A 19422-nucleotide genomic window follows, 5' to 3' on the forward strand; every position below is an offset into this window, starting at 1 on the left:
AAGTCTATCGGATGCGGTCTCAGGCAGGCATTGCTTCGGCAATAACCACCGTGGAACCATGGCGGCCTTTGACCACGTGCAACTGGCTGCTGATGCGCTGCTTCATTTCTGCCACGTGGCTGACCAGCCCGACAACCCTGCCGCCGTCGCGCAAACCCTCCAAGGCATCCATCACCTGTTCCAAGGCTTGCTCGTCCAGGCTTCCAAACCCTTCATCGACAAAGAGCGTTTCAATGTCCACTCCACCGGCCTCCTGCTGTACAACATCAGCCAGGCCAAGGGCCAATGACAAGGAGGCCATGAAGGACTCTCCGCCGGAGAGCGTGGACGTGTCACGGCGCTGGCCCGTCCATTCATCCACCACTTCCAGTCCGAGACCGGATTTCTGGTTGCGTGCAGCCCGGGCGTCAGTGTGTTGCAAGGTGTAGCGACCATCGCTCATGGCGACGAGCCTCTCCGAAGCTGCGATGGCCACTTGCTCCAGCCGAGCAGCCAGGACATAGCTGTTCAAGCTCATGCGGTAGTTGTTATCTCCTGCGCCACGAAGCGTGTCCGCCAGCCCACCCAACACGTTGGCATACTCGCGCGGTTCCCTTCCTGCCTCGGCAGTGTTTTGATACTCAGCGCGGATCTTCTGCAGAGACCGGACAGCTTTGCTCGCGAGCCCCGCGGAAAGCGCCAATGCCTTGGCTGCTTCCATGGCGTGGGCAGCCTCAGTCTTGGCGACCCTGATTTCGTCCTCCGGAAGGGGAAGTTCGCCGATGCTGACTTCCTTCGTTGCCATGACGAGTTCCTCGCCGGCAAACAGTTCATCCAGTCGGGCAGCTTCGGCCTCGAAATCCGCGAGGGCTTTCTCCAATGCCACAACATCCGCGGGTGACATGAGCTGGCGACGCACATCTTCGATTGATGAAAAACCGGACCCGGGCAGGGCCCTTTCCAGCGCAGCGAGCGCCTCCAGGCGCGCAGCCCCGGCACGTTCGAGTTCGTTCGCGGCATCCACAGCAGCCTGAAGCAGCACCCGCTGGGACGTGAGAGCTTCTGCCCGCTCACGAAGGCTGGCGAAGCCCTGCCTCAGGCCTGCTAGCTCCTCTTCAAGCGCAAGGTACTGCTCCTGGAGTAACTCGACAGCAGAGCTTGCTTGCAAAGCGGCATTCGTTGACCCGGTATGATCCTCCTGCAGGAGGGTAATGCGTTTGTTGAGATCCTCATGCCGTTTGCGGAGCTTATCCAACGCGCCTGAGGCCTTTCGGGCTTCGATCGCCGCAGCTTCGGATGCGAGCAAGCGGGCGGCGCATTCTTCTGGATCTGCGGAGCCACCCTGGGCAGCCAGGCCTGCCAGCAACTGTGCGGCTCTAGATACCTCTTCCGCGATGCGTCCCAGCGCCTTCTCGCTGGCCTCAAATAGTTTGCTGGCTTCTTCCTCTTCCTGGGCGATGGAAAGTGCCGAACGAGCTGCGGCGGCGGGATTTGGGTGCTCGTTGCTGCCACAAACGGCACAGGGCTGTCCAGGCACAAGGGCTGCCGCGAGCTCACCGGCCGCATTGGCCAAGCGTGCCTCCCTCACATCAAGCCACGCTTGCCTGAGGTCCTGCATTTTGTTGCGAGCACGGGCGTGGCGCTCAGTGAGATCCTTCGACTCGGCGGCGGCAGCTTCATGACGGGACACAACCGACACTAGTTCGGCCGCAGCGGCCGCCTCCCGTTCCATGTCATCGACGCGGGCAGCTGAGGGTTCCAGGTCTTCCATCCCGGCCTTCACCGCTGTTTCCTCGGCTCGAAGGCGTTGCAGGGATTCTGCTGCTGCTTCGGCGGCCGCCAGATGGCTGGAGTGCTCTTTTCGTTTGGCTGCGAGCCGGGTGGCCACGTCCTCCATGCGCCGCTCATCTGGAAGGCGGGCTTCCAGGACGGCAAGGGTGGTCTTTACTGTCTCCAGCGCAGCAACAGGATGTGCCGCGTCCAGGCCCTGGGATTCAAGCTGCTCCCGGGATCTGTCTCTATCCGCCAAGGCAGACCGGTACTTACGCTCCGTGGCGTCCAAGGCGTCCAGTTGTCCCCCAAGGACAGCCGCACGGCGATGTCCTCCGAGCTTTTCCTTGTTTTCCAGTGCCCGCGCAGCAGCTAGTTCATGCAGGACCCGCCGCTGCATCCCAGCAGCAAGCCTGGCATGCCGTTGGGCCTTCTCCTGGTCCTCCTGAAGTTGTTCCGCAAGCCGTATGGCTCGGGCATCAGCTGCGGTGGCCTCGTCTTTACGTCGCCCACCTTCTTCCAGCAACTCCATCTCCAAGGCCGCGAGCCATGCCTCAGGCGCCTCGACAGCTGTCTCTACATTTGCCAGCGCATCGGAAAGGCCAAGCTGCTCCCGTTCCGCGGCTGCCCTGCCAAGCAGCATCTTAAGTTCAGCAGCATTGTCCTGCACAGCGCGCGAAGCTTCGGCCGCCTGCCGCGCAATTTGCTTCTCCACGGACTCGAATCGCTGCGTCCCAAAGAGTTTTTGGAGGAGCTCGAGCCGATCATTGGCTTTGGAGCGCAGGAACGCGGCAAAGTCACCTTGGGGAAGCATCACAACGCGCGTGAACTGGTCCCGGTCCATACCCAAAAGCTCGGAAAGCTCGGCGCCTACTTCGTCATTACGCGAAGATTTTTCCTCCCAGACCCCCGAAACCCACTCGCGGAGCAGTGTCTTGGCTTGTTGGGTAGTGAAGCCGTTCCGACCGCGGGTGCTGGGGCGTTCCCATGCAGGGGAACGGCTGACTTCAAAGCGCCTGCCCCGGGCCGAAAATTCGCACACCACACGCGGTTCGGCACCTGGCGCCGCATGATCGCTGCGGAGGCGCTTACCTTCCTGGCGTGCACCCGGAACGGAGCCATAGAGGGCGAAACAGATGGCGTCGAGGATGCTGGTCTTGCCAGCCCCGGTGGCGCCGTTGAGCAGAAACAACCCCTGTGCACTGAGTTGATCAAAATCAATGTGCTGCGCAGTGGCAAAGGGCCCGAAAGCCTCAATTTCGAGTCGATGGATCCTCACAGTTCAGCCTCCTCCAGGCGCACGGCCTCGAGGGCGGCGCGCAGGGCAGCCTCTTCCGCAGCTCCGGGACTGCGCTCCCGAACGTGTTCCAGGAATCCGCAGCAGACCTCGAGGTCGTCCTGGGCGGCAGCGAGCCTGCTGCTGTAACTGACCTTGTCTTTGGTCCCAGCACCCTCGGGGTCGAAGGACAGAACCAAGGTGTCAGGAAAACGGGTTCGGAGCTGCTCCATAGCCTGGGCGGGCCGCTCGGCATCCGTGAGGGTGATTTGGCAATAGGCAGCTTCAGCCCAGGCGTGCTCGTCTGATTCAAGGAGATCGTTCAGCTTGCCTCTCAACACGCCCAGGCTCCTGGCAGCTTCCCAAAGAACTTCCTGGACACCGATGCTTCCATCGGCATCGATATCAACCAACCAACCGCCCTTGCAATGTTTTGCTTCGGAGAACGAATAAGCCAGTGGGGAGCCGGAGTAGCGGACATTCGGGGCAAGTTCCTGCCGGCCGTGCAAGTGACCAAGTGCGGTGTAGGCAAAATCCTCGAAGAGATCCAGGGGCACTGCGCCCAACCCTCCGATGCTCAAGTCCCGTTCACTGTCAGAAGTGATACCTCCACTGGCAAAAGTGTGTGCAAGGACCACCGGATGCACTGCGCCTGATGCACGGCGGTCCTGGAGGTCCCGCCGAATCCGATCGGTCGCTTCACGGGTGACCTCGTAATGACTCGCGGTCTCCACTTCCAGCCGCTCCGCGACAAGCCGCGGTTCCAAGTAGGGAATCCCATAGATCGCAAGTGTGGCGCTGCCCTCCCCATCTTTTCCGAAGGGAACGAGCACGGGAACGTCCAGGTCCTCCACCCTTGTCCTGAGGTGAACGCCGCCACGTTCGAGCAAGCGGGACGCGAATCCCAGCCGAATGGCGGAATCGTGGTTGCCGCTGGTGAGCACTACGGTGGCCCCGGCTTGGGTAATACGGACCAAGGCGTCGTCGAGAAGTTTGACGACATCGAGTCCAGGCAGGGCGCGATCATAGACGTCACCCGCGATGAGGACGACGTCTACAGACTTCGCTTCTACGAAGGACACGAGCTGGTCCACAAAACCGCGCTGGGCTTCAAGCATGCCAACGCCGTGGAATGACCGACCGAGATGCCAATCGGAGGTATGGAGTAACCGCATATTTTCAAGCTAACTGGGGGCACCGACAAAAAAGCGCAGACAGGCCGTCCGGCGTCGATCCTGTCCCGCTGCTAGCCCTTCTTTCCGTCAAAGAAGTCGCGTGCGTCATCTGCGGCAGCTTCTTTCCGAACGGTGCTGGTCTCCACTTCCTCTGCCTCTGCCCGGAAATCGTCTGTGTCATCCACATCCAGGTGCTCATCCTCGCTGGTTGGGACTGACGTCAACGGCACGTCATCTGCGACGTTGGAATCCGCGGAGGCGTAGCCAAAGCCACGGAAGGCCAGTCCGGCCAGTGCGGCCCCCATGAGTGGAGCAACCCAGAAGAGCCACAATCCACCCAAGGCCCAGGAAGGGCTGAAGAAAGCCAGCGCAGTTGCGCGTGCGGGATTAAACGGAAGGTTGCCAAGGACCTGGCCAAACTGCAGCAACACGGCGACGCAAAGGCCTACAGCAAAGGGAGCCACGGCAGGAAAGGCACGGCGTCCGGCAGTCGCTCCAAGGAATACCGCAACCAGCAAGGCGGAGCCAACAACCTCAACGATCAAGACCCCTGCCATCTGGGTTTGGGCAGCAGCATGCTCGCCATAACCCGCTGCCACAGAGCCGAAGGCCGCCCGCGCATCCGTCAAGACCGGAACCGTGAGAACCACTACGTAGGCCAGAGCTGCGCCGATCACGCTGCCGATGATTTGAGCCGCAAGGTAGGCAACAGCCGCCACCGCGCGGATACGGCCGGCAATCAGGTTGCCCAACGTGATTATTGGATTGAAGTGACCGCCGGAAACATGACCGAACGCAAGCATGGCAACTGTCACTGTCAGGCCGGTCGCAAGGGCTGCGGGTAGGGGCGCTGAGGAAGGGTTCGAGAAGATCGACACACCCACGGCCACGAGCACTACAAACATCGAACCGACGGCTTCAGCCGACAGCCGCGCGAACAGCCCCGGTTCGTGGTCGGTCGTGGTTTGCATAGGAGAGGTCATGTCGAATGGTTCCTTACGATTGGTTTAGGGACGGCCCTTGAGCATCCTGCCAGTTGAGTCTGAACAGTTGCTGAGTCCCTGCTGAGTCTCGATCCGAGCTTAGCCGCCCAAGGCGATGGCGGCGATCGCCGTTCCGCCCAGCCCTATCACGGCAAGGGTGCTGACAAAGATGAGTCGTGCCGAAGCTGCTTCGTTTCCAGCATGAAGCTGCCGTGAGCGGACCCACACGACACAAGCCAGGACAATGGTGGCGGCAGCAGCCATGAGGGCGCAGATACCTTGATAATCCAGCCCCGGAAGGCCCGCAATCACACGGCCGGTGGAGGGCTCGGAGGTAAGCCAACTGCGCCAGATGAACAGGTCCACCACCACGAGCGAAATGAGGGTGCGCCGCCAAGCCAATGTGGTCCGTTCAGGCTGAAGGCCAGGATCACGGACGTCCATGGTCAACTGGCCCGCCTGCTCATCGCGCAAGCCTGGTCATCGCGCCACCAAAATCAACACGGCGAAAGCGCATGCCGCCACGGCCACCACGATCGTCATGAGCAGCATGACCCAGGAGAACGGCAAGGCTTCGTCGTTGCGCATGGCAGCTTCCATCTGCCCCCACCTGCGGTAGGACAGCGCAGCCAGGCCTGCTCCGATAAGGGACAGGAGGACACAGAGGACGATCCTTACAGGCTGCGGGGCAATGTTCGGAGCCAACTGATCAATGGCAATAGACCCTGCCAGCAATGCCAAAGAAGTACGGATCCAGGCAAGGAAGGTGCGTTCGTTCGCCAAGGAGAACCTGTAGTCAGGTGTCTTGCCTGTTCGTCGCCAAGCCGGTTCACGCACGTCGTCTCTCCAAGTTTTCCTAGTGCTGGGCAGCCTCCCCACCATATCAGCGGCCGTTCACATCGGTTGCGTACCCATGTAGCAGGGCGCGGTAAGTTGATGGCATGAGTTTTGAAGCGCCCTCCCCCGCCGCCCCGTCGTTTGAATCCCGCGTCCACGGGACGCTGCTGGGAGGGGCGTTGGGTGACTCCCTTGGCTACGCAGTGGAGTTCGACCGGCTTGATGCAATTCGTGCCCGTTACGGTTCCGCCGGGCTCACGTCCTTTGACCAGCTCGACGCCGTCGGCCAGTTTTCGGACGACACGCAAATGACGCTGTACACAGTGGATGGGCTGGTGGACGCCCTCGAATGGGCCAATGACGGTGTCGCGGCCGACGAGATCGCCTGCCTTTGGCTGGCCTACCTTCGCTGGCTCGCAACCCAGGACGTCGCCGTTTCCCCTTCCGCTCCCGTTCCACAACCGCGGTGGATTGATGGCCAGGAAGTCCTGCGCCATCGTCGGGCCCCGGGAAACACGTGCCTCAGCGGATTGGCCTCAGGAGACATGGGCACAGTAGCCAGGCCAGTCAATCCCGATTCCAAGGGTTGCGGCACTGTCATGCGTTCAGCACCCTTTGGACTCGTGCCCCATATCTCCCGTGAAGCCGTCTACAAACTCAGTTCAGATGCTGCATCGTTGACGCATGGACACGCGTCAGCGCGGTTGAGCGCTGCTGCCTTCAGCTTGTTGATCCACAATATTGTGGCCGGCAACGGCATCCGTACGGCAGCTAGGGCCGCCCTGGACTACGTGAGCGGCGTGCCCACCAAAGCTCCCGAACTGTCTGAGCGTTTGGAAGCGGCATTGAGGTTGTCATTGGAGCCCACTCCCCTCAGTCCCGAAAAACTCGTAACCACGCTGGGTGAGGGCTGGGTGGCGGAGGAGGCACTCGCCGTCGGGCTTTATGCCGTCCTGTCCACGCAAGGGAGTGAGCCGACGGAACATTTCCGCAAGGCTGTCGCGGTGGCCATCAACCACAGTGGGGACAGCGATTCCACTGGTTCCATCGCGGGAAACATACTGGGCGCCTACTACGGCGAAGCGTGCCTTCCTGGCCAATGGCTCGGGGCGCTGGAAGGCACGGAGGTCATTCGCGGCATGGCGGATAGGCTGCTTGCTGTCACCACAGGCTGATCAGGCCAGCCAATGAAGTCAGGTACGACGCAGGGCGATATTTTCGCAGGCTTCGCAAACCTCCGCGGGAATCAGTCCGCGACGCTGGAGGATTCCAAAGATCGCGCAACCCAGGCAAAAGCCCACGAACGCCTCAAGCGACGCCGCCACGATCAACAGCGCGAGAAGGATCCAGGCAGCAGGCTGGAACCCTGTGAAATACAGTACGACGGCGGCACTGCTCAAAGCGGCTCCGATGCCTTGCGCGAAGCGCTTGGGAGGACCGGCCACCAGCTTGGCGTGTCCGATCCGCGGCGCAAGAACCTTGACGGAGAGCAAGGCGAGCGGCGAAATCCGAGGGCCGAAAAGGACGCGGAGCCAGAAGCCGATTGCCACAGCGAGCAGTCCCAGGGCCGAGCCTGTCAGCAAGGTTGCGACAGCCAGCAGCACAACCAGCCCGGCCGTGATCCGGGCCGCGTATTCATTGACCGGGTTGGGAAAGGCGAACACGACGCGCCAATCAACGCCGGCTTTCCCTGGGCCAACGGCTTGGCGTGCCGATGACTGGGACAGGTTGTCCTTGGTCATGCACCAAGGCTAGGAGCGCGGCTCCCCGGACTGGAAGCATTGTTTCGCACTATGACCCAGGCCGCCTGCCAGGTTGGAGCTAGTTCCCGCCCACCATTTGCAGGAATTCCCCTTCCGAGACAACTTCGATCTGCTGACCTTTCGCGTGAAGTTCCAAAACCCGCTTCGCCTTTCCTGTAAGCCGTCCAGCGCGCAGGTCTCCGGCCACGAACCCGTCGCCCACCACAAGGACAGTAGTGCGTGCGGTCACCCTGCTTTCAGGCCTTGCCCCCATCTCTGCAGCACGGGACTTTGCCTCCGGACGGGTCATGATGAGGTCGCCCGTGAAGACCACCGTTTGGCCGAACAGCGGATGCCCCGGTTCGGCTGTGGGATTCGGCAACGGATTGGGGCCTTCCTCGGGCCACGCCGAGAATGGACGACCCGAACCGTTCAGGGCGCCTTCCAGGTTTTGCTCCGCAGGGCTAGTTGCCTTTTTACCCGCGAGTCCCGTGCCTGCGAGAGCCTTGCCTGCGAGAGCAGCAAGGGTGGGCTTGGAGAGGCCACTCATGGGATCGAAGGCAGGTTGCCTGGGCAACGTGAGACCCAGCGAAAGATAGAGTTCGGCGATGCTGTTGGCGTTGTTCCGACGGGCGATGTCCACCAGGATTCCTGCACAGGCGCGTGCGTCCTCGGCGGCATCGTGGTGGTTGACCAGGGGTACTCCAGCTTCCTCCGCTGCATACGGCAGGGAGTTGGACACCAAGGAGTAGCAGCGGCGGGACAGCATCACGGTGCAGACGTATTCGTAAGCTGGGCCCGCAAGCCCGGAAACCTCCAAGCCGGATCGGATAACGCCGAGATCAAAGGCTGCGTTGTGTGCCGCTAGAACATCGTTGCCGATGAAGGCGCCAATTTCAGGGAAGAGGTCCCCGAACCTGGGACGGCCGGCAACATCTTCGGCACGGATGCCGTGGATGCGGGTGTTGTGAAACTCGAAGTGGTCATGGTTCTCCGGCGGCCGCATGAGCCAGGAGGCTTCTTCCACCACCACACCGCCACGGACTTTGCTGAGGCCAACCGAACACGGCGACCCCCTGAAGCCGTTGGCTGTTTCAAAGTCGATCGCCGTAAAGTCCAATGCCACTGGACAAGGTTACAGGCGGAAAAGGTGCCCTCCTGACGATTTCAGCGGCGGGGCGGCCTTTCCGGGCCGCTTTGTGGCGAGGGTTACCTCGAGATGTTTCGCACGCTCCCATCTGCTTGCGCCCGGGAATGCCGCTGGTAGCAGCGGACACAGGAGACTGCCCGACGACGGCCGTCCAGTAGGCTTGATAGGTGATCTTTACTGCGATGAGCGATTTAGCCGTATCCACTTTCGGAGGCGCAGGACCGGTGCGTCCACCCATGGCCTCGTTCCTGCCCGACTGGCTGAACCCAGACGTTTTCCTGCGCGACTCTCCGCTCGGTCCCTGGGTGATACTTCTGGTCTGCGCTATCGTCTTCGCTGAAACCGGGCTTCTGGTGGGATTCTTTCTTCCGGGCGACTCGATGCTTTTCACGGCCGGACTTCTGGTTTCGACAGGCGCCATTCACTTCAATTTGTGGGGAATGTGCGCATTCATCATCGTGGCAGCCATCCTCGGTAATCAGACGGGCTATCTCATCGGCTCAAAGGCCGGCCCTTCCATCTTCAACCGGCCGGACTCCAGGCTGTTCAAGAGAGAAAACGTTGAAAGCGCCCACGCCTTCTTTGAGAAGCACGGCGGAAAGGCGTTGGTCCTGGCCAGGTTCGTCCCCATCATCCGCACGTTCGTGCCTGTGATCGTCGGCGTCGCCCAGATGGACAAGCGCAAATTCTTCCTCTTCAACGTCATCGGCGCCGTTCTCTGGGGTGGCGGAGTCACCCTACTCGGTGCTTGGCTGGGACAGTTTGATCTGGTCGGAAAGAACATTGACATCATCTTCATCGTCATTGTCCTGATCTCGGTCATTCCCATCATCATCGAGGTAACCCGCGGCGTCGTGGCCAAGCGTAAGGCTGCCACGGAAGGCAGCAACCCCGTGGAGGAATTCATCGAGGAGCACGAAGGCGGAAAGCACCGCGAGAAGTAAGCCTCCCGCACTTGATGCCATACAGGAGAAGGCACCCCGCGCAAGGCGGGGTGCCTTTCTTCGTTGTACTTCTAACTGGAATGAACACCCGAGAGTGCAGCAACGATCGCGGGGAGCAAAGCCCGGAATGCCTGGCCTCGATGGCTGATGGCGTTCTTTTCCTCGGATGTCAGCTCGGCGCAGCTGCGGTCCATTCCCACCGGCTGGAGCACGGGGTCATACCCGAACCCACGCTCGCCCCGTGGCTCGCGCAACAGCGTACCTTCGAGCTGCCCGTACTCAACCGTTTCGTGGGTGATGCCATCTGCTCCGGGCACTGCCAAGGCGGCCGCGCAGACAAAAGCTGCCCCGCGGAAGGCGTCAGGCACATCGGAGAGCTGGGCGAGCAGCAATCGCAGGTTCGCTGCGTCGTCCCCGTGCTTTCCGGACCACCTGGCGGAGAAGATGCCGGGAGCACCGCCCAGGACATCAACGGCCAGGCCCGAGTCGTCGGCGATGGCCACCAAACCCGTTGCCTCAGCCACGGCACGCGCCTTCAGGAGTGAATTCTCAGCAAAAGTGACCCCGGTTTCGGCTACGTCCGGCGCACCAACCGCAGCTGCATCCACCACCTGGGTATCGACGTCGAGCCCTGGAACCTGACCGCGCAGCAGCTCGCGGAGTTCCTTCAGCTTTCCCTGGTTGTGGGTTGCGAGGACAAGCCGCGGAGCACTGGCTGAATCTGCGTTGGCTGGATCTGCGTTGGCTGGATCTGCACTGGGTGCACCGGCAACCGCGGCGCCGTCGCTGCTCACGGAGCTTCCGCCAGCGTCTCACGCTGGATAGCCGCCAGCTGGCCCGTGCCGATCAGGGCGAGGTCCAGCAAGGCGTTGAGTTCATCGCGGTCGAACGGGGCGCCCTCGGCAGTGCCCTGGACCTCCACAAACTTGCCGGATCCGGTGACCACCACGTTCATGTCGGTTTCAGCGCGTACGTCCTCGACGTACGGGAGGTCAAGCATGGGCACGCCATCGATGATGCCCACCGAAACGGCAGCAATCGTGTCCACCAGCGGCTGGGCATTACGGGCGATCAGCTTGTTTTCGCGGGCAAAGCGGATCGCCTCGGCAAGCGCCACATAGGCACCTGTGATGGCGGCGGTGCGGGTACCGCCGTCTGCCTGCAGGACATCGCAGTCCAGGACGATCGTGTTCTCGCCCAGCGCTTTGGTATCGATGATGGAGCGCAGCGAACGGCCAATGAGGCGGGAGATCTCATGCGTTCGTCCCCCGATCTTGCCCTTCACGGACTCACGATCGGATCGGGTGTTCGTAGCCCGGGGAAGCATCGCGTATTCGGCGGTAACCCAGCCACGGCCCTCGCCCTTGAGCCAGCGGGGAACGCCTTCGGTCAGGGAAGCCGTGCACAATACCCGGGTGTTGCCGAACTCGATGAGCGCCGAGCCCTCAGCCTGCTTGGACCAGCCGCGGGTGATGCTGATGGGACGCAGTTGATCGGGAGTCCGGCCGTCGGCACGGATAACGGGTGTGGCTGTAGCTTCAGAAGTCATGCTTCAAGCTTAGCGAGGATGGGACAACGCCCGACGCCGTACAGTGGGTCAGGCGAGCGCGTCACCATCTCAATGCCACCTAGATTGTGTAGTGGACCCCGGCAACTGCAACAGCAACGTCCCCGGAAAACACCGGTTTGGCCTCGGACATTACCTTGGTCTGCGAAGTCCACACCGGAATATGAGTCAGAAGCAGGCGCTTGGCTCCGGCGTTCATGGCGGCTTCCCCAGCGCGCTTGCCCGTCAGGTGCACGTCCTTGATGGCGTCGTCGCGGCCTTCCTCGAACGCGGCCTCGCACAGGAACAAGTCAGCGCCACTGGCTGCCTCCTCCAGCCCCTGGCACGAATCGGTGTCCCCCGAATATGTCAGTACCCGGGTTATGGGCGTTCCATCCTTGCCTGGTTCCGTTGCCGTGACTCGCAATGCGTAGGCTTCTTCCACGGGATGGTTGACGCCGTAGGGCGTCACCGTGAAGGGGCCAACGGTGACAGGCTTCTGTTCGGCCCAATGAGTAAAGTCGAACTCCTCATGCATGCCCGGATCCAGGTCCAGCCCATAGGCTGTTGCCATCCTGTCCGCGGTTGCTGCCGGCCCCCACACGGGAATCCGGTCCCGACCCCAACCGCCGGGCTTCCACCGGACTGCTACGTGGAGGCCACACAGGTCCATGCAATGGTCCGGGTGCAGGTGCGTGAGGAATATGGCGTCGATGTCCTCAAGATCCGTGTAACGCTGGATGGCACCCAACGCCCCGCTCCCGAGATCCATCACGATCTTCCATTCCCGTTCACCGTCGTGTGCAGTCACCAGATAGCACGACGCCGGCGAGCCGGGACCGGGAAAGGAACCAGTACAGCCCACGATGGTCAGTTTCACAGGCCACGTCCTTGGACAGCACTGGAAGCGGGGCTGGGTCCGTTGTCCGGTTGCACGAAGTAAGAGCGGCGCGAGAGTCCGGCCCCTCCCCGTGCTGCTTCCAGCATTTCCGGGGTGATGCGCGCCAGGCTGCCGGTGGGATATTGGGCAGCCACGTGGTCAACGTGTTTGACGGACAGGACCTCGGGGCCCAGGAAGCGGCGGGCGAGTGTTTCAAATTGGACAGCATCGCCCGTTGCGATGAACTCATGGCTGGGGGCACTTGTGTCGGTTCGCTGGATACCGTGAGTGGCCAAGGCACGGTAGACGTCCTTGGCAGTTTCCTCCGCGCTGGATACCAGGGTCACGTCCTCCCCCATGACGAACGAGATCACTCCGGTCAACAGAGGGTAGTGCGTGCACCCGAGCACCACGGTGTCCACACCAGCGTGTTTCAGTGGCTCCAGATACTCATTGGCGGCTGCCAGAAGGTCCGGGCCCGTGGTGATGCCGGCTTCAACGAAGTTCACGAAGGCGGGGCAAGCCACGGACGTGATGGCAAGATCCGGGGCTGCCGCGAACGTGTCCTCATAGGCGCGCGAACCTACTGTGGCTGATGTCCCGATAACGCCGATCCTGCCGGAACGGGTGGCCGCGACAGCCCTGCGCACAGCGGGTTGAATGACCTCAATAACAGGGATCCCGTAACGCGCCGTATAGCGTTCACGCGCATCCCGGAGAACTGCGGCCGAAGCAGAGTTACAGGCAATGGTCAGAAGCTTCACGCCGGAATCCACCAACTCGTCCATGACGCCCAGGGCGTTGGCCCGGACTTCGGCGATGGGCAGCGGGCCATAGGGTCCGTTGGCGGTATCCCCCACGTACAGGATCGATTCGTTGGGGAGCTGATCGATGATGGAGCGAGCTACCGTCAACCCACCAACGCCGGAATCAAAGACACCAATCGGGCGGGATCCCATGAGCTCATTGGAGACCCCCAAGTCACCGGGCGAGGCCACAACCGGGGCCCCTGTAGCGCTTGGTGATCCGGCGCCTGTTGAACTGTCGCCCTTTGAACTGCCGCCCGTTGAACTGCCAGATGCTGAAGTCATGATTATTCGAGAATAAGGCTTCCCCTGTGTTGCGGCCATTACCTGTGGCCTCCGCCTCGTGTCTGATGTGTCACACAGGTGGGCCCGGCGATGGCCTCCGCGATCAGGATTTTGCCTGCCTGGCCGCCATCATCGATTGCACCAGCGACTCCTGAAGCCAGGTGGTGAAGTTGTAGACCAATGCCAGGTAACTCTCCACATCCTCCGCCTGGCTCCAGTCCTGCATGCTGTGGATGTGCTCGGCGTCCGCCTCGTCACGGATGTCCAGGCGTTCAGCCAAAACCAGGCGAACATCATTCAGGGCCATGGACCAGCGCGTTGCGTCCTCCGGGGTCAGCACAAGATCGTCCTTGTCCAGGCCCATCGCCGTAGCCTTCAAGGCGCCAATCTTGTTTTCCCGCACCGAGCGTTCGGTCAATTGCCGGAACTCAAGCGAGCCGCCGTCGTCGTCCTTCATGACGTTTGGCAGAAGCCGCAGCAAGGCGCGATCGCTCGGTTGCTTCACGTCCATGTCCAGGCCGATCAAGGCGGCCAGCGGGTCCTCGTTCTCCCTGGCGTCGGACTCCAGCATCGAGATGACGTCGTCCAGCAGCCCCCGTAAAAGATCCCGTTCGGCAGGCTCCAGGTAGCCGGTGATTCCCTTGAGTCCGTATTTGAATGCCTTAGCCACGCTGGCGGCCGCCCTTCCCGGGTGCTTCGTTTCCGCTTGCGGCTTTCTCCACAGTGGCCCACAGGCCAAAGCCGTGCATGGCTACTGCGTGCTGCTCAACCTGTTCCTTGCTGCCGTGCGCCACGATGGATCGGCCCTTCTTGTGGACCTCCATCATGAGCTTGTGTGCCTTGGACTCGGAGTAGCCGAAGTAACTCTGGAACACATAGCTGACGTAACTCATGAGGTTGACGGGATCATTCCAGATCACCAAATTCCAGGGGATGTCCGGGGCAGTCAGGACATCGGTGGACGTCTGCTCTACAGCTTTCGTCCGCTCATCGATGTCCGTGCCAAATGCAACGCTAGGGGTCATCTGTCCATTCTATGGCGGCTCGCACTAGAGTGAATTCGTGAGTAGAGCCGCGTCCTGGGACCATCCCGCCACTTCCTTGTACACCGACCACTACGAGTTGACGATGCTCCAGGCCGCCCTGCACTCCGGGGCTGCGCATCGCCGCTCAGTGTTTGAAGCCTTCGCCCGGCGTCTGCCTGACGGCCGCCGGTATGGTGTGGTGGGCGGAACCGGACGCCTCCTGGAAGGAATCGCCGACTTCAGCTTCGGCGAAGCCGAGCTCGCGTTCCTTGAGCGGAACAAGGTGGTCAACCAGGAGACACTGGACTACCTGGCCAACTACAAATTCAATGGAGACATCTGGGGTTACGCGGAAGGCGACGCCTACTTCCCCAACTCCCCCATCCTTATCGTTGAGTCCACGTTTGCCGAAGCCTGCATTCTGGAGACCTACATCCTCTCCGTCCTGAACCACGACAGCGCCATCGCTTCTGCCGCGTCAAGGATGACGTCGGCGGCCGGTAACCGGCCATGCATCGAAATGGGTTCCCGCCGCACCCAGGAAGAATCCGCGACGGCGGCTGCCCGTGCCGCCGTAATCGCCGGCTTCGCCAGCACCTCCAACCTTGAGGCAGGGCGGCGCTACGGCATCAAGACCGTTGGTACTGCCGCGCACTCCTTCACCCTCCTGCATGACACCGAACGCGAGGCCTTCGAAGCCCAGATCGCCGCATTCGGCCCGGGAACCTCGCTGCTGGTGGACACGTACGACGTCGAAGCAGCGGTGCGCACCGCCGTCGAACTCGCAGGGGACAAACTTGGCGCCGTCCGCCTGGACTCGGGCGACCTGATTGCCCAGGCGCAATGGGTCCGCCAGCTGTTGGACGACCTTGGAAACGTGAACACCCGGATCGTGGTGACCTCCGACCTCGACGAATTCGCCATCGCCGCCCTCCAGTCCGCCCCAGTGGACTCCTACGGGGTTGGCACGTCCTTGGTGACGGGCTCCGGCGCTCCGACCGCCAGCATGGTGTACAAGCTGGTGAGCAGGACAAACGACGCCGGCGAGTTCATCTCCGTTGCTAAAGCGGCCAAGAACAAGGCCAGCGTCGGGGGACGCAAGTACGCCCTGCGCAAGCTCAACGAACATGGAAGGGCTACGCAGGAGATCGTTGGAATAGGTCGCCGGCCGGAGGACGACGGAAACGACCGTTCGTTGTTGCACCAATTCATCAAGAACGGTGAACTCCTGCCCGGCTGGACGGGCCCCGAAGGCGTGGTCCGCGCCAAAGAACGGCATGCCGCCACCATGGCCGAACTGCCTGCTGTAGTGAACCGCCTGCAGCGCGGCGAAGCCGCCATCCCCACCATCTACGAGGAGAACTGATGTCCAGGGCCCTGATCATCGTCGATGTCCAGAACGACTTCTGCGAAGGCGGCAGCCTCGCAGTCGAAGGAGGCGCTGCAGTTGCCGGCGCCATCACCGAGTACGTGGATGCAAACCAACAGCATTTCGACCACATCGTGGCCACCCAGGATTGGCACATCGAACCGGGAAGCCATTTCTCCGATGAGCCGGACATGGTGGATTCCTGGCCGCCGCATTGCCGGGCCCGGACCAAAGGAGCTGAACTCCACGAGGACCTGGACCCGGAATACATCCAGGCTTACTTCCGTAAAGGACAGTACACAGCGGCTTACTCCGGCTTTGAGGGCGTCCTTGCCCCGGAGGATGATGTTCCTTCCGGGGACCTCAAGGCCGGCACCGCCCAGGCCGAGGTCGTGGATGAAGATGCAATCGGGCTCGATGACTGGTTGCAAAGCCACGACGTCGAAGAGGTAGTGGTGGTAGGCATCGCGACGGACTACTGCGTCAAGGCAACGGCCCTGGATGCTGTCCAAGCCGGGTACACCACTACGGTCATCGCGGATCTCACAGCCGGAATCGCCGAGGACCTCACTGAAACCTTCGACGAAATGGAGGCCGCCGGCGTCGAGGTTGAACGCAGCTAAGCCCGGCTACTTTCGGCCGATGAACCAATCCTGCAACTTACGCAAGCGCGCCTGAAGTTGTTCCTCGTTCGCCTGGGCTACAGCAGGTCCACCGCACAGTTCGCGCAGCTTTGTGTGCACCACTCCATGCGGTGTGCCTGTCCGGGCGGACCAGGCTGCTACGTTCTTGGCCAGTTCGTTGCGTAAGTCCATGAGCATGCGGTGGTCGGGTATGGCCGGTGCAGCTGCGGCAGCCAAAGGCGACTGACGTTTTTTGCGCGATTGCTGTTCGTGCTGCCGCTGACGCAGCAACGTCCCTACTTGCTCGGCGTCGAGAAGCCCGGGAATGCCCAGGAAGTCCAACTCGTCATCAGAGCCGATGTCCGCTCCCGTACCGAATTCACCGCCGTCGAAAAGGACGCGGTCAAAGGAAGCCTGCGAGTCCAGAGCTTCGAACTTGCCCTTGGTCAGTTCGTCCGAAGCCTTGTCCTCGCGGTTGGCTTCGGCCATGAGGTTCTCTTCAGGGCTGAAGAGTCCGTCCTCATCCTTTTCCGGGCGGTCAAGGGCGTGGTCGCGCTCGGCCTCCATCGTGTTGGCCAGCACCATGAGGGGTGGTACTGACGGCAGGAAGACCGACGCCGTCTCGCCCCTTTTGCGGGCACGCACAAAGCGGCCTACGGCCTGGGCAAAAAACAGCGGCGTAGAGGTGGACGTGGCGTAGACGCCCACCGAGAGGCGAGGAACGTCCACACCTTCGGAGACCATGCGGACGGCGACCATCCACCGTTTGTCTCCCGCGGAGAAGTCCTCGATCTTGCTGGAAGCCTTCGAGTCGTCAGAAAGAATTACTGTGGGCGATTGTCCGGTGATCTTCTTAAGCTGCCCAGCGTAGGCACGGGCGTCCTCGTGGTCCGTGGCGATAACCAGCCCACCGGCATCCGGGACGGTCCGGCGGACCTCGCCAAGGCGTTTATCCGCAGCGGCAAGGACAGCCGGGATCCATTCTCCGGTTGGGTTCAACGCAGTACGCCACGCTTGGGAGGTGATGTCCTTGGTGACTGCGGCTTCACCAAGGGAGGCGGCCATTTCGTCACCTGCACTGGTCCTCCAGCGCATCTGGCCTGAGTAAGCCATGAAAAGCACGGGACGCACCACGTGGTCCCGGAGGGCATTGCCGTAGCCATACGTGTAATCGGCTTTGGAGCGTCGAATACCGTCGCGGTCCTCGGCGTATTCCACGAACGGGATGGGTGAGGTATCGGAACGGAACGGCGTACCGGTCAGGGAAAGGCGCCTTGCCGCTGGATCAAAGGCCTCGCGCAAGCCGTCACCCCAGGACAGGGCCTCTCCACCGTGGTGGATTTCGTCCAGGATGACCAGCGTCCGGGCGGCTTCTGTTTTGGCACGGTGCAGCATCGGCTTGCTCGCCACCTGGGCATATGTCACAGCGACACCAACGAACCCACGGCCATGCTGGCCGTCGGAATTCTTGAAGTTGGGGTCGATGGCAATGCCCACCCGGGCAGCAGCGTCAGCCCACTGCCGCTTCAGGTGATCCGTGGGCGCGACGATAGTGATCCTGTTAACAACGCCGCTATCCAGCAGCGTGGAGGCAATCCGCAAGGCAAAGGTCGTTTTACCAGCGCCAGGCGTAGCCACTGCAAGGAAATCCTTTGGATGCCTGGCCATGTAGAGGTCCAGGGCTTCCTGCTGCCAGGCACGCAGCTTGGGTGCTGTACCCCAGGCGGCGCGTTCCGGGTATGCCGGAGGCAGGGATGGACCACCAAATAATGTTTCTGTCATGCGGACTCCCCCGGCCTGATGGCAGCGAAAATTAGCCCCGGTTCTCCGGGCACGCGGCAGTGGACCGCATTGCGGTCACGATCGGAAGGGACCTGTGTTCTCTTCCCACCCACTACTTGGAATTGCCCGGGCCGCTGTCTCCACCGTCTTTACCTGGACGGAGACCCTCATAGATCTCCTTGCACTCCGGGCAGACCGGGAACTTCTGGGGATCGCGCCCCGGCGTCCAGACTTTGCCGCAAAGGGCAATGACGGGCTCGCCGGTCATGGCCGACTCCATGATCTTTTCCTTGCGAACATAGTGCGAGAACCGCTCGCGGTCGCCGGGCTCCACTTCCTGGCGCGTTTCCTCGCGCTCAATGGTGGATGTGGACGTTCCGGCTCCGGAAAGCTCGCGCATGGGGTCGTTTTCGAATGGATCCGGAGGAAGCGTAGTCATGACATCCATCTTACCGTCTACAGGCCCTGCCACTCCGGCTTGTTGTCGTAGGTGTGGCGGTAGTAATCGGCCAACTTCAGCGACGACGCCGCGGCCTCGTCCACCAAAATTGTGGCGTGAGGATGCATCTGCAGGATGGACGCAGCGCAAATGGCGGCTACCGGCCCTTCGACGAAGTCCCGCACTGCCTGGGCTTTTTGTGCACCTGTAGCCACCAGGATGACGTGCCGGGCATCCATGATGGTGCCCAAGCCCTGGGTGACTACATGGTGAGGGACGTCGTCGACGCTGTTGAAAAAGCGGGCGTTGTCCTTGCGGGTCTGCTCGATCAGGGTTTTGATCCGGGTGCGGGACGCCAGCGACGAACCGGGTTCATTGAATCCAATGTGGCCGTCCGTGCCCACGCCCAGGATCTGGAGGTCCACGCCGCCGGCGGCTTTAATTGCATCCTCATAGGCCTGGCAGGCTGCTTCGAGGTCCTCTGCAGCACCGTCCGGCCCATGCACATTCTCAGGTTTGATATTCACCCGGTTGGTAAATTCGCGCCGGATCACCTCGCGATAGGACTCCGGGTGACCGGCCTCAAGTCCGACGTACTCGTCCAGCGCAAAGCCGTGTGCCTCGCTGAAATCCACGCTCCCGGCTTCGTAACGCCGGGCCAATTCATCGTAGATCGGCAGCGGGGACGAACCCGTGGCCAAACCCAGAACGGCATTGGGCTTACGGCGCACAAGGGCTTCGATGGCATCTGCCGCCAAGGCGCCAATCTGCTTGGTGCCAGGGAGAATGACAACTTCCATCGTCACAGCCT

Annotated in this window: 20 protein-coding genes; 4 read left to right on the top strand and 16 right to left on the bottom strand. The window is 61.7% G+C overall.

Annotation, left to right across the window (positions count from 1 at the left end):
• Positions 1-19 precede the first annotated feature (19 nt).
• The 5 genes from VUN82_16560 to VUN82_16580 form a co-directional block, all read right to left on the bottom strand.
• On the bottom strand, positions 20-3028 hold the full coding sequence (locus VUN82_16560; GenBank protein ID XAS70698.1) for an SMC family ATPase: 3009 nt from the start codon (positions 3026-3028) through the stop codon (positions 20-22).
• The gene (locus VUN82_16565; protein ID XAS70699.1) at positions 3025-4200 is read right to left on the bottom strand and encodes an exonuclease SbcCD subunit D; all 1176 of its coding nucleotides are present in this window, start codon (positions 4198-4200) and stop codon (positions 3025-3027) included. Before VUN82_16565 ends, VUN82_16560 begins: the two co-directional genes overlap by 4 nt.
• A gap of 71 nt (positions 4201-4271) precedes the next feature.
• On the bottom strand, positions 4272-5183 hold the full coding sequence (locus VUN82_16570; protein ID XAS70700.1) for an aquaporin: 912 nt from the start codon (positions 5181-5183) through the stop codon (positions 4272-4274).
• 99 nt (positions 5184-5282) lie between these two features.
• Positions 5283-5657, bottom strand: a complete 375-nt coding sequence (locus tag VUN82_16575) for a DUF202 domain-containing protein (GenBank protein XAS70701.1) — start codon at positions 5655-5657, stop codon at positions 5283-5285.
• 6 nt (positions 5658-5663) lie between these two features.
• Positions 5664-6020 carry a DUF202 domain-containing protein gene (locus VUN82_16580; GenBank protein ID XAS70702.1) on the bottom strand — a complete coding sequence of 119 codons (357 nt, stop codon included), beginning with the start codon at positions 6018-6020 and terminating at the stop codon, positions 5664-5666.
• A gap of 104 nt (positions 6021-6124) precedes the next feature.
• Between VUN82_16580 and VUN82_16585 the strand changes: the two genes are divergently transcribed.
• Positions 6125-7195 carry an ADP-ribosylglycohydrolase family protein gene (locus tag VUN82_16585; GenBank protein XAS70703.1) on the top strand — a complete coding sequence of 357 codons (1071 nt, stop codon included), beginning with the start codon at positions 6125-6127 and terminating at the stop codon, positions 7193-7195.
• Positions 7196-7213: 18 nt separating this feature from the next.
• On the opposite strand, the gene VUN82_16590 is transcribed toward VUN82_16585, so the two are convergent.
• Positions 7214-7762 carry a DUF4395 domain-containing protein gene (locus VUN82_16590; protein XAS70704.1) on the bottom strand — a complete coding sequence of 183 codons (549 nt, stop codon included), beginning with the start codon at positions 7760-7762 and terminating at the stop codon, positions 7214-7216.
• 79 nt (positions 7763-7841) lie between these two features.
• On the bottom strand, positions 7842-8888 hold the full coding sequence (locus VUN82_16595) for an exonuclease domain-containing protein (GenBank protein ID XAS70705.1): 1047 nt from the start codon (positions 8886-8888) through the stop codon (positions 7842-7844).
• Positions 8889-9094: 206 nt separating this feature from the next.
• On the opposite strand from VUN82_16595, the gene VUN82_16600 reads away from it, so the two are divergent.
• Positions 9095-9856 (top strand): VTT domain-containing protein, encoded by a 762-nt coding sequence (locus VUN82_16600; protein XAS74718.1) that lies wholly within the window; start codon positions 9095-9097, stop codon positions 9854-9856.
• Positions 9857-9927: 71 nt separating this feature from the next.
• Here the strand turns inward: VUN82_16600 and VUN82_16605 are convergent, their stop codons facing one another.
• The 6 genes from VUN82_16605 to clpS form a co-directional block, all read right to left on the bottom strand.
• A complete protein-coding gene (locus VUN82_16605) occupies positions 9928-10527 on the bottom strand; it encodes a non-canonical purine NTP pyrophosphatase (protein ID XAS74719.1) in 600 nt (199 codons plus the stop codon).
• A 119-nt stretch (positions 10528-10646) separates the two neighbouring features.
• Positions 10647-11405, bottom strand: coding sequence for a ribonuclease PH (gene rph / locus VUN82_16610; GenBank protein ID XAS70706.1), 759 nt, complete (start codon positions 11403-11405; stop codon positions 10647-10649).
• Between the two features lie 79 nt (positions 11406-11484).
• Entirely contained in the window at positions 11485-12282 is a 798-nt protein-coding gene (locus tag VUN82_16615) for an MBL fold metallo-hydrolase (protein XAS70707.1), read from the bottom strand.
• Positions 12279-13412: a glutamate racemase gene (gene murI / locus VUN82_16620; GenBank protein XAS70708.1), complete on the bottom strand. Its 1134-nt coding sequence runs from the start codon at positions 13410-13412 to the stop codon at positions 12279-12281. The genes VUN82_16615 and murI overlap by 4 nt, the downstream gene beginning before the upstream one ends.
• Positions 13413-13476: 64 nt before the next feature.
• Positions 13477-14043, bottom strand: coding sequence for a DUF2017 domain-containing protein (locus VUN82_16625; protein XAS70709.1), 567 nt, complete (start codon positions 14041-14043; stop codon positions 13477-13479).
• Complete coding sequence (gene clpS / locus VUN82_16630; GenBank protein ID XAS70710.1) at positions 14036-14398, bottom strand: ATP-dependent Clp protease adapter ClpS; 363 nt, start codon at positions 14396-14398, stop codon at positions 14036-14038. Before clpS ends, VUN82_16625 begins: the two co-directional genes overlap by 8 nt.
• Positions 14399-14435: 37 nt before the next feature.
• Here clpS and VUN82_16635 point away from each other — a divergent pair, with 37 nt between their 5' ends.
• The gene (locus VUN82_16635) at positions 14436-15764 is read left to right on the top strand and encodes a nicotinate phosphoribosyltransferase (protein XAS70711.1); all 1329 of its coding nucleotides are present in this window, start codon (positions 14436-14438) and stop codon (positions 15762-15764) included.
• Positions 15764-16390 (top strand): isochorismatase family protein, encoded by a 627-nt coding sequence (locus VUN82_16640; protein ID XAS70712.1) that lies wholly within the window; start codon positions 15764-15766, stop codon positions 16388-16390. Before VUN82_16635 ends, VUN82_16640 begins: the two co-directional genes overlap by 1 nt.
• Positions 16391-16396: 6 nt before the next feature.
• Here the strand turns inward: VUN82_16640 and VUN82_16645 are convergent, their stop codons facing one another.
• The 3 genes from VUN82_16645 to nagB all read right to left on the bottom strand — a co-directional run bounded on the left by VUN82_16645 (position 16397) and on the right by nagB (position 19411).
• Positions 16397-18172 carry a DEAD/DEAH box helicase gene (locus VUN82_16645; protein ID XAS70713.1) on the bottom strand — a complete coding sequence of 592 codons (1776 nt, stop codon included), beginning with the start codon at positions 18170-18172 and terminating at the stop codon, positions 16397-16399.
• A 112-nt stretch (positions 18173-18284) separates the two neighbouring features.
• Positions 18285-18620 (bottom strand): DUF3039 domain-containing protein, encoded by a 336-nt coding sequence (locus VUN82_16650; GenBank protein ID XAS74720.1) that lies wholly within the window; start codon positions 18618-18620, stop codon positions 18285-18287.
• Positions 18621-18628: 8 nt separating this feature from the next.
• On the bottom strand, positions 18629-19411 hold the full coding sequence (gene nagB / locus VUN82_16655) for a glucosamine-6-phosphate deaminase (protein ID XAS70714.1): 783 nt from the start codon (positions 19409-19411) through the stop codon (positions 18629-18631).
• Positions 19412-19422: the final 11 nt, after the last annotated feature.

The organism is Micrococcaceae bacterium Sec5.1, from assembly GCA_039636795.1.
GTDB lineage: Bacteria > Actinomycetota > Actinomycetes > Actinomycetales > Micrococcaceae > Arthrobacter.

What these genes read in the sequence shown, in the direction of transcription:
- VUN82_16565 (XAS70699.1), bottom strand. Translation starts at nt 4,200, where the DNA reads ATGCGGTTACTCCATACCTCCGATTGGCATCTCGGTCGGTCATTCCAC.
- VUN82_16570 (XAS70700.1), bottom strand. Translation starts at nt 5,183, where the DNA reads ATGACCTCTCCTATGCAAACCACGACCGACCACGAACCGGGGCTGTTC.
- VUN82_16585 (XAS70703.1), top strand. Translation starts at nt 6,125, where the DNA reads ATGAGTTTTGAAGCGCCCTCCCCCGCCGCCCCGTCGTTTGAATCCCGC.
- VUN82_16590 (XAS70704.1), bottom strand. Translation starts at nt 7,762, where the DNA reads ATGACCAAGGACAACCTGTCCCAGTCATCGGCACGCCAAGCCGTTGGC.
- VUN82_16600 (XAS74718.1), top strand. Translation starts at nt 9,095, where the DNA reads ATGAGCGATTTAGCCGTATCCACTTTCGGAGGCGCAGGACCGGTGCGT.
- rph (XAS70706.1), bottom strand. Translation starts at nt 11,405, where the DNA reads ATGACTTCTGAAGCTACAGCCACACCCGTTATCCGTGCCGACGGCCGG.
- murI (XAS70708.1), bottom strand. Translation starts at nt 13,412, where the DNA reads ATGGCCGCAACACAGGGGAAGCCTTATTCTCGAATAATCATGACTTCA.
- clpS (XAS70710.1), bottom strand. Translation starts at nt 14,398, where the DNA reads ATGACCCCTAGCGTTGCATTTGGCACGGACATCGATGAGCGGACGAAA.
- VUN82_16640 (XAS70712.1), top strand. Translation starts at nt 15,764, where the DNA reads ATGTCCAGGGCCCTGATCATCGTCGATGTCCAGAACGACTTCTGCGAA.
- VUN82_16645 (XAS70713.1), bottom strand. Translation starts at nt 18,172, where the DNA reads ATGACAGAAACATTATTTGGTGGTCCATCCCTGCCTCCGGCATACCCG.
- VUN82_16650 (XAS74720.1), bottom strand. Translation starts at nt 18,620, where the DNA reads ATGGATGTCATGACTACGCTTCCTCCGGATCCATTCGAAAACGACCCC.
- nagB (XAS70714.1), bottom strand. Translation starts at nt 19,411, where the DNA reads ATGGAAGTTGTCATTCTCCCTGGCACCAAGCAGATTGGCGCCTTGGCG.